General features: G+C 71.3%; 12 protein-coding genes. 2 read left to right on the top strand and 10 right to left on the bottom strand.

Annotation, left to right across the window (positions count from 1 at the left end):
- Nucleotides 1–2 precede the first annotated feature (2 nt).
- Nucleotides 3–548 carry a tRNA adenosine deaminase-associated protein gene (locus ACSMXX_RS14280; protein ID WP_473184400.1) on the bottom strand — a complete coding sequence of 182 codons (546 nt, stop codon included), beginning with the start codon at nucleotides 546–548 and terminating at the stop codon, nucleotides 3–5.
- Between the two features lie 246 nt (nucleotides 549–794).
- Nucleotides 795–1,019 (bottom strand): hypothetical protein, encoded by a 225-nt coding sequence (locus tag ACSMXX_RS14275; RefSeq protein WP_473184778.1) that lies wholly within the window; start codon nucleotides 1,017–1,019, stop codon nucleotides 795–797.
- A gap of 170 nt (nucleotides 1,020–1,189) precedes the next feature.
- On the opposite strand from ACSMXX_RS14275, the gene upp reads away from it, so the two are divergent.
- Complete coding sequence (gene upp / locus ACSMXX_RS14270) at nucleotides 1,190–1,825, top strand: uracil phosphoribosyltransferase (RefSeq protein ID WP_473184399.1); 636 nt, start codon at nucleotides 1,190–1,192, stop codon at nucleotides 1,823–1,825.
- A 93-nt stretch (nucleotides 1,826–1,918) separates the two neighbouring features.
- Here upp and ACSMXX_RS14265 read toward each other — a convergent pair whose 3' ends face one another.
- The 5 genes from ACSMXX_RS14265 to ACSMXX_RS14245 form a co-directional block, all read right to left on the bottom strand.
- Nucleotides 1,919–2,590 carry a LytR C-terminal domain-containing protein gene (locus ACSMXX_RS14265; protein ID WP_473184398.1) on the bottom strand — a complete coding sequence of 224 codons (672 nt, stop codon included), beginning with the start codon at nucleotides 2,588–2,590 and terminating at the stop codon, nucleotides 1,919–1,921.
- Nucleotides 2,591–2,737: 147 nt separating this feature from the next.
- Nucleotides 2,738–3,034 carry a type II toxin-antitoxin system VapB family antitoxin gene (locus ACSMXX_RS14260; protein ID WP_028438603.1) on the bottom strand — a complete coding sequence of 99 codons (297 nt, stop codon included), beginning with the start codon at nucleotides 3,032–3,034 and terminating at the stop codon, nucleotides 2,738–2,740.
- Between the two features lie 346 nt (nucleotides 3,035–3,380).
- Nucleotides 3,381–4,970, bottom strand: coding sequence for a M28 family peptidase (locus ACSMXX_RS14255; protein WP_473184397.1), 1,590 nt, complete (start codon nucleotides 4,968–4,970; stop codon nucleotides 3,381–3,383).
- A 219-nt stretch (nucleotides 4,971–5,189) separates the two neighbouring features.
- Nucleotides 5,190–6,362, bottom strand: coding sequence for an acyltransferase family protein (locus ACSMXX_RS14250; protein WP_473184396.1), 1,173 nt, complete (start codon nucleotides 6,360–6,362; stop codon nucleotides 5,190–5,192).
- Nucleotides 6,363–6,728: 366 nt separating this feature from the next.
- Nucleotides 6,729–7,814, bottom strand: a complete 1,086-nt coding sequence (locus ACSMXX_RS14245; protein ID WP_473184395.1) for a tetratricopeptide repeat protein — start codon at nucleotides 7,812–7,814, stop codon at nucleotides 6,729–6,731.
- Between the two features lie 407 nt (nucleotides 7,815–8,221).
- On the opposite strand from ACSMXX_RS14245, the gene ACSMXX_RS14240 reads away from it, so the two are divergent.
- Nucleotides 8,222–10,462, top strand: coding sequence for a terpene synthase family protein (locus ACSMXX_RS14240; RefSeq protein ID WP_473184777.1), 2,241 nt, complete (start codon nucleotides 8,222–8,224; stop codon nucleotides 10,460–10,462).
- 94 nt (nucleotides 10,463–10,556) lie between these two features.
- On the opposite strand, the gene ACSMXX_RS14235 is transcribed toward ACSMXX_RS14240, so the two are convergent.
- The 3 genes from ACSMXX_RS14235 to ACSMXX_RS14225 are packed head-to-tail and all read right to left on the bottom strand — an operon-like array spanning nucleotide 10,557 to nucleotide 13,768.
- Nucleotides 10,557–11,120 carry a hypothetical protein gene (locus ACSMXX_RS14235; RefSeq protein ID WP_473184394.1) on the bottom strand — a complete coding sequence of 188 codons (564 nt, stop codon included), beginning with the start codon at nucleotides 11,118–11,120 and terminating at the stop codon, nucleotides 10,557–10,559.
- 60 nt (nucleotides 11,121–11,180) lie between these two features.
- Entirely contained in the window at nucleotides 11,181–12,830 is a 1,650-nt protein-coding gene (locus tag ACSMXX_RS14230) for a sensor histidine kinase (protein WP_473184776.1), read from the bottom strand.
- 17 nt (nucleotides 12,831–12,847) lie between these two features.
- The gene (locus ACSMXX_RS14225) at nucleotides 12,848–13,768 is read right to left on the bottom strand and encodes a response regulator transcription factor (RefSeq protein WP_473184393.1); all 921 of its coding nucleotides are present in this window, start codon (nucleotides 13,766–13,768) and stop codon (nucleotides 12,848–12,850) included.
- Nucleotides 13,769–14,024: the final 256 nt, after the last annotated feature.

Raw genomic sequence — 14,024 nt, 5'->3', positions numbered from 1 at the left:
GGCTACCGCACGGCCTCCAGTACGTCCGTGCAGCCCAGCGCGTCCGCGATCTCGCTCAATGCGTCCTCGGGAGCGAGGGAGAGCAGCACCTTGTCCTCCATTCCGAGGTCGGCGAGGACGTTCGCGTCGCCGAGCGGACCGATGGGGGCGCTCTCGGACGCCGCCGCCCCGCCCTCGTCGGCGTCGCCCTGGTCCTTCGACTCCGGCTCGCCGTCCTCGGTGCCGTCCAGGTCCACGAGCTGGTCCAGCGCGTCGGGGTTCTCCGGCTCGCGGCCGAGCAGCTCGTCGGAGAGCAGGATCTCGCCGTACGAGCTGCGCATGGCAGCGGCGGCGTCCGAGACGAAGACGCGCGGGTCGTCCTCGCCCTCGACTCTCACGACCCCGAACCACTCGCCCTCCTGCTCGATGCAGGCCAGCACAGGTTCGTCGTCGGTCGCGGTCTCCCTGGCCAGGTCGGCCAGATCGGCCAGGGTCTCCACATCGTCGAGCTCCGTGTCGCTCGCTTCCCACCCGTCTTCGGTGCGCGCGAGCAGTGCGGCGAAATACACCGTGACTCTCCCACTGGTTTCTGAGGTGCCCGATGGCTGCTGACGAGGACTTCGCCCCGCCCCAATCGGAATCGTGGCAGAAACCGCGGCCGGGCGAAGGGTCTTCGACAGTGCGTCGTGCGGGTGTTTGCGCAGATCTCTTGTGCGGACCCTGTGATGAGAACACAGGGTGACCGTTTCTTGACCAGGTGTTGTGATTTGACGGCGTCTGTCCCGTGGAGACTTCACCGCGAGCACATCATCGCCTCACCAACGGAACGTACGCATCCGCATTGCCTGGCGCATCCGCGCGGTGCGGGTACGGCGCGGCTGTACGCGGTCGCGCAGCTCCCTGGCCTCGTTCCGCTCGCGCAGGAAGCGGGCCCGGCGGCGCAGCCGCTCCGCGTCCCCCTTCGGCTCCCCGGCGGCGGAGGCACCGCGCGCGGCGGCGCCGCTGCCACGGGACTTGGCCGAGTTGCGGGACGAGCTCACCTTCCGGGCGCGGACGTGGCCGGGATCTCCGGCCGGGCGGGCGTTTCCGGTGTTCCCCGGGTTCTGCGAGTCGGACATCTGTACACCTCCGGCATACTTGACCACTTTCCCCTCTCGCCGAGGGGTACGCCAGTACGAGCCGTACTCATGCCTCCGCTAGTGTCGGGCGCATGCGCATCCACGCAGTCGACCACCCGCTGGTGGCGCACAAGCTGTCCATGCTCCGCGACGAGAGCACCGACTCCCCCACTTTCCGGCGCCTCGCCGACGAGTTGGTGACGCTGCTCGCGTACGAGGCGACGAGGGATGTGCGTACCGAGACGGTCGAGATCAGCACTCCCGTCACCGCGACCACCGGTGTGCGTCTGTCGCACCCGCGCCCCCTCGTGGTGCCGATCCTCCGGGCCGGACTGGGCATGCTCGACGGCATGGTGCGGCTGCTGCCCACGGCCGAGGTCGGCTTCCTCGGCATGATCCGCGACGAGGAGACCCTCCAGGCGTCCACCTACGCCAACCGGATGCCGGACGATCTCTCCGGACGCCAGGTGTACGTGCTGGACCCGATGCTGGCCACCGGCGGGACGCTCGTCGCCGCGATCAACGAACTGATCCGGCGCGGCGCCGACGACGTGACCGCGATCTGTCTGCTGGCGGCTCCCGAGGGCGTACGTCTGATGGAGCGCGAGCTGTCGGGGACTCCCGTGACCGTCGTGACGGCTTCGATCGACGAGCGCCTCAACGACAGCGGCTACATCGTTCCCGGTCTCGGCGACGCGGGTGACCGGATGTACGGGACGGCCGGCTGATCCGCCGGCCGGACGTCGATCAGGCCGTCGATCTGGCCGGCGATTCGGCCGGCGATTCGGCCGATGAGTCGGGCGGGGCTTCGGCCTGGGGCGTCAGTCCTTGCAACGGCTGCGCGAAGGTGACGGCTCGGGGTCGGACAGCGCCGTCAGCGCGGCGTCTGCTTCCTTCTCCTTGGCTAGCTTGTCGTACGCCTTGCCGATGATGAAGTCCACGTCGTCGCCCTTGCGGTCGTCGAACCGGGCGTCGGCGCCCTTGAACTGAGTGCCCAGCACCTTGAGACGGGCGTCGCCCTCCTCGCCGGGAGCGCCCAGCAGCAAGCCGGTGTTCTCGACCTTCTTGTCGAACTCGGCAGGCGCGTTGGCCACCTTGCCGATCTTGAATCCCCGCTTCTTCAGTTCGTCGGCGGTGGACTGGGCGAGGCCGCTGCGGTCGGTGGCGTTGAGAACGTTGACCTTGACCGAGGCGGGCTCGGGGAGTTCGGCGTTCTTGACGCCCTGCTTCGCCGACTTCGCGGACTTCGCGTCGGTGGCGCAGCCTCCGCCCTCCTTGCCTTTCGAACTGCTGCCGGCGGCGTTGGCGGAGCTGCCGCCCGAGAAGATGTCGATGAGTTGGAGAGTTCCCCACCCGCCGAGAGACAGGGCGCAGACGGCGGCGAGAGAGGCGAGCACGATCCTGCGACGGTTTCGGGGGCGGCGCATGCGGGGGTAGCGATTTCCCGTGATGCGGTACTTTCCGCCCATGCCGGGGGGAGTCAGCATGCTCATGGGCGCAGAGTAGTGCGGTATGGAGGCAATGCCTACTAGATGATCAGCGGTTGTGACGTGGCGACCCTGAAAGGGCTAGGGGCTGTCCGGCGGATCCTCGCGGGCTCCTAGATCCGCTGCATACCCCGTCGCGACGGGGGTGTCGCTTCAGTCGAGCTCCAACACGCGCGCGTGCAGCACTTGTCGCTGCTGCAACGCCGCTCGTACGGCACGGTGCAGACCGTCCTCCAGATAGAGGTCGCCGCTCCACTTCACGACATGGGCGAAGAGATCTCCGTAGAACGTCGAGTCCTCCGCCAGCAGGGTCTCGAGATCGAGCTGCCCCTTCGTGGTGACGAGCTGGTCAAGGCGCACCGGCCGTGGGGCGACATCCGCCCACTGGCGGGTGCTTTCCCGGCCGTGGTCGGGGTACGGCCGCCCGTTTCCGATTCGCTTGAAGATCACACGGAAAGCCTACCGGGCCACCGGCTCCGGGCGCAGCTTCCCTTGGTTCTTACAGGTGCCCGTGGCCGCCGTCCGTACGGCACCGCGGCGGCCGTACGGACGGCGGCGGAGCGGCCTCCCGGTGAGGCGGAATCAGACGGCGGCGCCGGAGCATGACGGGGCGTACGCGCCCGGTGCCCGCGCCGCGCGAGGGGTTTCGAGGTGTCGCGCGGGCGGGGCACCGGACGGGGTACGGCGGGACGGCGAACGGACGCGCCGGTCACCGGCTCCGGTGGTCACCGGTTCCGATGCTCAGGCGCGTCCGTTCCCGCGCGGGGCGTTTCCGTTCCCGTGCGGGGCGCCTCCGTCAGGGGAGGTCGCTGACGTCCTGTGAGTAGTGGCCCACGGCGTCGGCGATCACCTTGACGTTCAGGTCGAGCGCCTTCTTGTTGACGTTGCCGAGGTCGTCGCATTCCTGGTGGTAGCAGCCGTCGTACGCGGCACCCGCCTCGCCGCCCCACAGCTTCTGCTCCTCGGCGGACTTGATGCCCTCCGCACCGGTCTTCGAGCCGCCGGCCGGGATGCCCGCGTCGATGAACGGACCGTAGTCGGAGCGGCCGTCGAAGTCGGCGCCGCGGGTCTCCTCGCCCTGCGACTCGATGAAGTCGACGATGCCGCGCTCCAGTTGACCCGAGCCCTCCGGGCCGGGGCCGGAGCCCTCACCGTCGGAGTCGTCGCCGTCGTGGACGAACAGGCCGTAGTTGGGGGAGGCGATCATGTCGAAGTTGAGGTAGAGCGAGATCTTGTCGCGTTCGGCTTGGGAGAGTTCGGAGACGTAGTGATCCGCGCCCCGCAGGCCGACCTCCTCCGCCGTCCACAGCGCGAAGCGGACCTTGTTGCCGTCGTGTCCGCCGCTGCCCTGTCCGCCGCCGTGCCGGGTGCCGCCCGCGGCCGCGAACTGGAGGGCGGTCTCCAGGATTCCGGCCGAGCCGGAGGCGTTGTCGTTCATGCCGGGGCCCTCGGACACCGAGTCGAGATGCGCGCCGAACATCGCCACATGGTCCTCGTCGCCGCCGGGGGTCTCGGCGATGACGTTGGGCGTGCTGCGCTCCTCCTGGAACTCCCGCAGCTCGACGTTGGCGGTGACCTCCTCCGAACCGGCCTGCTCGGCCAGCGCTTCGCCGTCCTCCTGGCTGATTCCGCCCGTCGGGATGCGCCCGTTGGACGGGTCCTCCAGGGTGCCGCTCAGTTCGCCGTCCGTGTTGTTGTAGACGACCGCGGCGACCGCGCCGGCGTCGGCCGCCGCCGCCTGCTTCTCGGCGAAGGTGCAGCCGCCGCGCTGGATCAGCGCGATCTTGCCCTTGTAGTCACCGGACTCGTAGTCGGCCGCCGTGCAGCCCGACGTGGCGTCCTCGTCCTCCGGGACGGGGGCGACGACCGCCTTCGTGCCGCCCTCGGGGGTGCTCTTGGTGTACGTCATCACCTTGACCGGCACGTCGCGCTCGTCGGGCGAGGTGACCGTCATCTTCTCGGCGAGGGTCTCGCGGTAGACGAAGTCGAAGTTCTGGTAGGTGACTTCGTAGCCCGCTGCCTTGAGCAGCGTGCCGGCGTACTTCGCGGAGAGCTCGTGTCCGCGCGAGCCGGCGGCGCGGTTCCCGTCCGTGTGACGTGCGATGGCCTGGAAGGCCTTGATGTGCTTCATGGCCCCCTTGCCGCCCGTACGCCGGACGAGCTTCCCGGCCAGCTCGTCGCCCTCCTTCGCCGCGGAGGCGGACGCCGGCCCGGACGCCGGGTCTCCACGGGACGGGTCCGCCGCCGCGGGTGAGGCGGCGGCGAGGAGCAGCGGCGTGGCGAGCGCGGTCGCGGCCAGCGCGGCGAGGGACCGGCGTCCGGGCCGTCGGCGCGGTCCGGGGGCGGGTCTCGCGGTTGAACCGGCTGTTCGGGGCGGTACGAGCACTGTCGGGGTCCTTCCGGTGCGTACGGCGGCAGGGCGGCACACAAGCGTCCGGTGTGTCCGGCCTGATGTGTGCCATGTCCGGGTTGCGGACGTGTGGTACCGGAAAGCTAGCGGGCCCGGCGCCAACAGGGAACGGATGTGCCGCAGTTGGCGGCAGCCGGCGCCGGGGCCGCTTGTTGCCCGTGCGGGCGGTGGGGCGCCGTACGCCCTGTCAGCCCGTCAGCCCTTCTCGTGCTGGCGTTCGCGTGCTGCGGCCGACGGGTCCTGCCGGAACGCCCACGGCATCCTGGGCTCCATGGAGAAGCGGAAGATCCGCTGTACGGGCCGAGTGCACAGGGCGGTGATCACGCCCGCCGCGAGGCAGGTGACACCGATCGCGCCCAGCGGCGTGTGCACCCAGTCCGCTTCGTACCAGTCCCAGAAGCGCGAGCCCTTGGCGGCGAAGCCGTGCAGGAGATAGCCGTAGAGCGTGCCGGCCCCCAGCACCGTGAACCACATGTGGCGGCCCGGGACCCACGCCAGGAAGCATGCGGTGAGCACCATGGAGCAGCCGAAGAGCGCGAAGGTCATGATCACGCCGATCCACCACGGAGCGCCCATCTCCTGCGCGCTGTTGTAGTGGTAGAACCAGGCGGCGTTCATCCGCTCCACCGCCCAGTAGGCGAAGACGAGCGCGACCGCCGCGACCGGCAGTGCCAGCAGCCGGGCGGAGCGGCGCCGCACCAGGTCGAAGTGCCCGGGCTGGAGGAAGAGCCCGATGACGAAGAACGGCAGGAACTGCAGTACGCGTTGGAGGTCGAGGTCGTCGCCGATGTCCGGGGAGACGCTCGCCAGGACGGCGATCGCCAGCGCCAGCGGGACGGGCCAGCGCACGGCCTTCCACAGCGGCGTCGTCAGCCGCCAGATGAACAACGCGGCCAGGAACCAGGTGAGATACCAGGGGTCCAGCAGGCTGACCGGGTACTGCGGGTCGTCGTCGGCCCAGCGCTTGAAGAGGGTGTAGGCGCCCTCGAAGAGGACGTAGGGCACCGCCACACCTGTCAGCAGCCGCTTGATCTGGTGCGGTCTGCCCTCGAAGCTGCGCGAGAAGTAGCCGGAGATCACCATGAACGCCGGCATGTGGAAGGTGTAGACGAAGATGTAGAGAGCGCCCGCGGCACGCGAACCGTCCCGCAGCGGCTCCCACGAATGACCGAGCGCGACCAGCACGATCGCCAGGTACTTGGCGTTGTCGAAGAACGGGTCGCGCTGCTTCTGCTTGGGCCGTTCCGGGGCCGCCTGCTTGGGCTTGCCGTGCTTCGGTCCGTCCGGCTTCCGGCCGTACGGACCGGCCGGCCGGGCCGGGGGGAGCGGCGTGCGGGCCTTGTCGTGCGTCTGCAGTTCCTGGCTCACGGGACCTCCCGGGGAGGCCGTGACGGACGGGACGCCCGAGCGGGGCAGGTCTGAGCGGGGCGAGTCTGAGCGGAGCCGGCCTGAGCGGGGCAGGCCGGGGCGGAGCGTGGGGAGGGGAGGAGCATCGGCTTCACTGTATTGGCGGCGCAGATGTCCGCAAATTCGCCGCGCCCCGCCGCCTCTTGACGGCCGGCCAGTCGCGCTGCCGCGGCCTCGGACGGGCGGCGGGGCGGGCGTGCGGGGACGGATCGGGTGCGTCTCTTCCGGGGACTGTGGGTTCGTCGCACTCGTGTCAGGGTCATGCAGAACGGGTTCCCCTGAACGCCCGTTCCGTGCACCGCTGTTCAGCCGGCGATCCCGCCCGGGTCAGGCGGCTGCCACCGTCTCCTCGTCTGCCCGGTCCTCACCCTCCGGCGTCTCCCGCGCCCGTGCGAGGCCGAGTTCCGACCGTGCGCTCTCCGTCAGCCGGCGGGCGTGCCGCAACCCGATTGCTTCGAGGGCGAGTTGGAGCTCATCCAGATCGGCCGCGGTGCGTGCGGGCTCGCGCCCGAGGCGGGCGTGTGCCTTGACGAGCCCGAGACGGGCCAGCGCCTCGCCCCTCGGCTCGCCCATGGCGCGGAACTCGGTACGGGCCCGCTCGTACATGTTCCGGGCGGCGGGGTAACGGCGCGCCCGGTAGAGGACGTTGCCCCGCATCTTGTGGTTGTAGGCGAGCGCGCTTGTGAGGTCCATGGTCCGGCACAGCTCGGCGGCCTCGGAGAGCAGGGCGAGAGCGCGTTCCGTGTCGCCGTCCCGTACGGAGACGAGGTCGGCGACGCCGCGCAGCGCCCACGCACGGCCCCGGCGGTCGTCCGCCGTCTCGGCTATCGCCGCGGCCTCTTCGAACATCGCCAGAGCGGAGTCGTACGCCCCGGTGTTGCGCCGCATCTGCGCGATGCCCTCCAGCGCCCACACCATGTGGCGGGCCTCGCCGCGCTCGCGTGCCTCGGCGAGCAGCTGTTCGTGCAGCGCGTCGACCGCCTCGTAGTCGCCCTGGATGCGCCCGGTCTCGGCGAGGCCGGCGAGAGCGTAGCCGCGGGCGAGGACGTCGCCGTCACGTTCGCCCAACTCGGCCGCGAGCGCGAGCAGTCTGCGGGCCAGCGGCATCGCGCCGCGCTGGCGGGCGAGGGTGCCGCCGCTCCATGCCGCCCATGCCATCGCGCCGTGGTCGCCGGCGCCGCGAGCGGTGCGGTAGCTCGCCTTCCAAGCCCGGTCGGCCTCACCGGTGTTGCCCAGCCGCCGGTGCGCCTCCGCGACGGCGAGCGAACAGCGGGCGGCCTCCCCGGGCGTCCCTTCCCGTTCGGCGGTGCGCAACTGCTCCGTCGCACGGGCGAGTACGTCGGCCAGCGAGGAGTTGACCGACAGCGAGCCGAGCGCGCCCTGGTATTCGGGCGCGAATGCCTTGCCGTACATGCGCTTCCCTTCCGCGGTCCTGCTGGGACCGGACAGCCACCTATACACGGCGGGTATACATTGCGTGTATAGACGTCTTCAGGGACGGACGGGTTGCGTGGGGCGGGTGTGAATTTCCAAGTGCCGTACGCGAGTTGGCTCAGGGCGGAGCCATTCCGGCACGGGGTTTGTATGACTGTTTTCCGGGATGGATAGGGCCCTCCGGCGTCGGGTAGTGCTGAGCCGACCTGAGGCGGGACGCGGGCACTGCGGGCCCGCAACAGCCGTGCCGCACGGGCCACTTGGCGCGTCCGGCGCGCCGGGCCGGCCCGGCAGCCCGCGGTGCGGCCCCGTACGAAGCGCGACGTGGGAAAGGCCGGGGCTGATCGGTGACAGCGGGAAACCCCTTCGAACTGCCGGACTTCTACATGCCGTATCCGGCGCGGCTCAATCCGCATCTGCAGCAGGCGCGCGAGCACTCCACGGAGTGGGCACGGGACATGGGCATGCTGGAAGGCTCCGGCATCTGGGACGAGCGTGATCTCGAAGCTCACGACTACGCGCTGCTGTGTGCCTACACACACCCAGACGCGTCGGCCGGCGATCTCTCCCTCGTCACCGACTGGTACGTGTGGGTCTTCTTCTTCGACGACCACTTCCTGGAGAAGTTCAAGCGCACGCCCGACCGCGAGGGCGGCAAGGCGCACCTGGACCGGCTCGCCGAGTTCATGCCGATGGACACCTCCGCCGCGCTGCCCGAGCCTGAGAACCCGGTCGAGGCAGGTCTCGCGGACCTCTGGGCCCGTACGGTGCCGCGCATGACGGACGGCTGGCGGGCCCGGTTCGCCGAGAGCACCGCGAACCTGCTGGGCGAGTCGCTGTGGGAGCTGTCCAACATCGGCGCGCACCGCGTCCCCAACCCCGTCGAGTACATCGAGATGCGCCGCAAGGTCGGCGGTGCGCCCTGGTCCGCCGGCCTCGTCGAATTCGTGACGGGCGCGGAGGTGCCCGTACCGATCGCTGCGTCACGGCCGATGCGCGTGCTGCGTGACGCCTTCTCGGACGCGGTGCACCTGCGCAACGACCTCTTCTCGTACCAGCGGGAGGTCGAGGACGAGGGGGAGAACAGCAACGGCGTGCTCGTGCTCGAACGATTCCTGGAGTGCACGACGCAGGAGGCGGCCGACGCCGTCAACGACCTGCTGACCTCGCGGCTCCAGCAGTTCGAGAACACCGCACTCACCGAACTCGCCCCGCTCTTCGCCGAGTCGGGCCTCGACCCGCAGGCGTGGGCGGGTGTGCTCGCGTACGTCAAAGGGCTCCAGGACTGGCAGTCCGGCGGGCACGAATGGCACATGCGCTCCAGCCGCTACATGAACGAGCGGGGCGGAGCCGGCGACGACGGCGCCCGGAGCGGCGCGCTCGCCCTGCCCGAGCCCTGGCTGCGCCCGGCCGGCCTCGGCACATCCGCCGCACGGCCCGCCACGTTCGCCGGCGCCGTACACACGACCCCGCGGGCGGAGTCGGCCCGCGCACGCAGCTTCACCCACGTCCCGCACCGCAGGGTCGGCCCGTCCCGGCTGCCGGAGTTCTTCATGCCGTTCACGGCCCGGCTCAGCCCGCATCTGGACACCGCCCGCCGCAACGTCGTGGCGTGGGCGCACAGCACCGGAATGCTCCAGCCGCAGCCCGGCGTGCCCTTCTCCCATGTGTGGGACGAGCGCAGGATCACCGACATCGACCTGCCCCTGTGCGCCGCGGGCATCCATCCCGACGCGTCACCGGACGAACTCGACCTCAGCTCCGCCTGGTTGGCGTGGGGCACATACGGCGACGACTACTACCCGGTGGTCTACGGACGCCCCCGCGACCTGGCCGGTGCCAAGGCCGCCACCGACCGGCTCCCGGCTTTCATGCCTGTCGAGGATCCCGCCGCGACGCCGCCGCCCGCCAACGCCCTGGAGCGCGCGCTCGCCGACCTGTGGACCCGTACGGCCGCGCCCATGACCCCGGACGCACGCCACGCGCTGCGCCGGTCCATCGAGGACATGACGGGAAGCTGGCTGTGGGAGCTGGCGAACCAGGCGCAGAACCGCATCCCCGACCCCGTCGACTACATCGAGATGCGCCGCCTGACCTTCGGTTCCGACCTGACGATGAGCCTGTGCCGCCTGGCGCACGGCGCGGGCATCCCGCCGGAGATCTACGGCAGCGGGCCCATGCGCTCCCTGGAGCACGCCGCTTCCGACTACGCGGCCCTGCTCAACGACGTCTTCTCGTACCAGAAGGAGATCGAGTACGAGGGCGAGATCCACAACGGGATCCTCGTCGTGCAGAACTTCTTCGACTGCGACTACCCGGCGGCACTGGCCGTCGTCGACGACCTGATGACCTCACGGATGCGGCAGTTCCAGCACGTCGCGGCCCACGAACTCCCCGTCCTGTACGACGACTTCGGCCTCGACGCCCAGGCGCGCGGCACCCTCGCCTCGTACGTGACCGACCTGGAGAACTGGCTCTCCGGCATCAAGGTCTGGCACGAGGGCTGCCGCCGCTACCGCGAGGAGGACCTCCGGCACGCCCCGGACCCGCAACGCCGCCCCGGCGCCGTCACCGGCCTGGGCACCTCGGCGGCCCGCATCCCCCAGCTCGCGGGTCGCGGGACGTGACCGGAAGCCGGACCGGCTCCCGTACGTCGTGGCGGCCGCCCGTCCGGCTGGGACGGGCGGCCGCGGCTCCCCCCGGCTCCGTTGGCGCCGGCGGTCAGCCCTCGCCGCCCTCGCCGCCGCCGTTCTTCTCGCCCTTGTCCTTGTCGAAGTCCTGCGTCGCGCACCAGGCGCGGACCTTCTTCAGGCCTTCCTCGCGCTCCTTGAGCCTGAGCTTCCGCTCGCCGCGGTCATCGAGGCGTTCGCCGAGGAAGTCCGCGATGACGTCGTGGTTCGCCTTCTTCGCGTTCTCGACGCGCTGCTCCAGACGTTCGATGGAACCGCGTGTCTTCAGACCCCCGTCGAGCCGGCGCTGGACCCGGTCGATCCTCTTGTCGATCTTCGGTGCGCGCTTGCACAGGGCCTTCGAACCGTCGCCCTTCGGCGGATGCTTCGCGTGGCGCTCGGCCTTCGCGTGGCGCTTGGACTTCGCGTGGGCGTCCTTGCCCTTGTCCTTGTCCTTGTCCTTGCCCTTCTGCGCCTGGGGCTGCGTCTGCGAGGTGTCGGCGGACGCCGGGCTCGCGTCGCTGCCGGTCATGGCGACCGCCGTCGCGGCACCTCCCGTCGCGAGCAGTGCGGCGACGGTGGACAGGGCGACGACGGTGCTCTTGGTCTTCCTCATCACGGTCTCTCCTCCTTGTCGGGACGGCACGAGTGCGGATCGCCCGCGCGGCCGCCGACGCTAGAGACCGTCTTTGTGAATTCCTTGTGAGCCGGAGGCCGTTCCGATCAGCCAGTCCCGCTGGGCAGGCAGACGCGGGTCCGCGGTGGTCTCCTCGCGGGGTGCCAGCGGGATGCGTACCTCGACGCGGGTGCCGTGCCGGCCGTCCGGTCTGTCCCGTATCTCGACGGTGGCCCGGTGCAGCGCCGCCTGCTGTGCGACGAGAGTGAGGCCCAGCCCCGACCCGCTGCTGCCAGGGCCGCGCAGGAAGCGCCGGAAGACGGCCGCCCGACGGTCCTCGGGGATGCCCGGCCCTTCGTCGTCCACGGTGAGCACCGCGACGGGCCCCGCGTGCGAGGCGTACGGGCGCACCGCGACCTCGACGGAGGTGTGCGGGCTGCCCTCGCCCGCCGGGGCGTCCACGCCCGCCGGAGCGTCCGTCCGGCCACGGCCGTACGTGCGCCCGTGCGTGAGCGCGTTGCCGATGAGGTTGTCGAGCATCGAGCGCAGACCGGGCTCCCACCCGTGCACGGTCAGTCCGGGCTCGGCGGCCGCCAGCCGCACGCCCGCCGTACGGTCGCGCCGCCGTGCGTCCGCGACCGCCGCCTCGGTCACCTCGCCCAGATCCAGTGGCCCGAAGGCGTCCGCCTCGACGAGGTCGCCCTGGCCCAGTTCGCGCAGCATCACCAGCAGGCCGAGCAGCCGGGAGTGCTCCAGCCGCAGGTCCTCCAGCACCTCGTCGCGGTCGTCACCGGCGAGTTCCGGGTGTGCGGAGAGGATCTCCAGATTGGTCTGCATGCTCATCAGCGGAGTGCGCAGTTCGTGCGCGGCCGCCGAGGAGAAGGAACGGGCGGTGGCCAGCGCCTGTGTCGTACGGGAAGCCTGCTCGTCGTATCGCGCGAGCACCGTGCGCAGGGTCTCGGCGAGGTCGTCGACCTCGGTGATCCTCGTCGGGGCGTGTTCGAGCCGCGAGGTGTCGGAGCGCGGATCGAGACCGCTGGTGCGTTGCTGCAGCCTCCGCAGCGGGCGGCTCGCACGCGACGCGGCCGCCCACGCCAGCAGCGCGGAGACCGGGGCGGCGACGATCGCGACGGCGACCACCCGCTGCCGTACGAAGGCGAGTTGGGCCCTGCCCGTCGTGTCCGGGGCGAACAGCCACAGCGTGCCTTCGACGGCGGGCCGGTCGCCCTGCCCGCCCTGCCTGTCCTGGCCGCCCTGTCCCCCCTGCCTGCCCGGTTTGCCCTTCACCTCCACCGACAGCACGCGCCAGCGCTCCACCCTGCGCTCGCGCGGCATGCCCTCGGGCGTGCCCTCGCCCCGCTCCCGCACGGTGACGGGGCGGGGTGCCGAGTCCGGAAGCCGCGTACGCGCGTCGGGCTGCGGTCCGCCCGAGAAGGTGCCGTGCGGGCCGACGACGCGGATGCCGACGTCCAGCGCCGCCGCGTACAGCCGCCGCTCACGCGCCTGTTCGGCGCGCGGACGGTCCTTGGCCGTCACCCGCAGCAGCCGCCGCGCGTCCTTCTTCACCACGGCGGCGCGCTCGCGCAGATGTGCGTCCTGCTCGGCGTGGAGGTCGCGCGCGACCAGCGCGAACAGCAGCCAGCCGGAGGCCAGTACGAGCACGGGCACGGTGAGGCCGACCGCCAGCGCGATACGTGTGGAGAGCTTCATCTTCACGGGCCTGCCCCTCACTTCTCCTCGCGCAGAACGAAGCCGACGCCCCGCACGGTGTGCAGCAGCCGCGGCCCCCCGCCGCTCTCGGTCTTGCGGCGCAGATAGCTGATGAAGGTGTCCACGGCGTCCGTACGCACCTCGAAGTCGTAGCCCCATACGCGTTCCAGGAGCTGGTCCCTGGTCAGGACGATGCCGGCGTTGCGGGCGAGTACGAGGAGGAGCTCGAACTCGCGGCGGGTGAGGGGGAGGGGTGCGCCGTCGCGGTGCGCCTCGCGCGTCGCGGGGTTCAGGACGAGGCCGCCGACGCGGACGGCGTGGGCGGAGCCAGGGGGACCGGCAGGCCCGTAGGCATGGCCGCCGGGCGGCGACCCGTGCGCTGCGCCGTACGCCCGGCCGTACGCGTGGCCGTCGGCCGCCCCGCCGTCCGACATGCCTTCCGCCCCGGCGTCCGTGCCGGCGCCCGTGACCCTGCCGGGCGTCCGTCTGCGCAGCAGCGCGTCGAGTCGCAGCACCAGTTCCTGCAGTGCGAAGGGCTTGACCAGATAGTCGTCACCGCCCGCCTGCAGGCCCGCTATCCGGTCAGCGGTCTCGTCGAGGGCGGAGAGCATCAGCACGGGTACGTCGTCGCCGTCGTCGCGCAGGGCCTGGCAGACCTGGATTCCGTTCACATCGGGCATGGAGATGTCGAGCACGACGACGTCGGCGGGCTGCTCCCGCATGAGGGACAGGGCCCGGCCGCCGCCCTCGGCCAGCTCGACGGCGAAGCCGTTGAGCCGCAGTCCGCGGCGCAGCGAGCGCCGGATCGCCGCGTCGTCGTCGACGACCAGCACGCGGCCACGGTCACCGGCTGCGGTCTGCGCTGCCCCCGCATTCGCCCCGCCAGGCCTGCCAGGCCCGCCCGGCACACCCCGTCCACCCGCTCCGTTCACGCTCATCCGTCCTCCCTCACCGCCTCCCGCCCCCTCGCCTGCCGCGTCCCGCTCGTCGCCTGCCGCGTCCCGCTCGTCCGTGCAGTCTGGCGTGCGCACCCCGCGCCCCGCGAGCCCCGGTCGCCCGCCCTTCCCCTTGATCGACGTTTGCCGCACCACGATCGTGCGTACAACGGGTTTACTGGACCCGCACCGCTTGCCCGCGAGCCACCGGCCTACCGGCCTACCGGCCGCGCACCCGGAGCGCGCTTCAGGCGCGCCT

The sequence above is a fragment of the Streptomyces sp. DSM 116795 genome (genome assembly GCF_055792905.1).
Note: the sequence above shows the minus strand (reverse complement) of the source record. Positions and strands in the feature narration are given on the sequence as shown.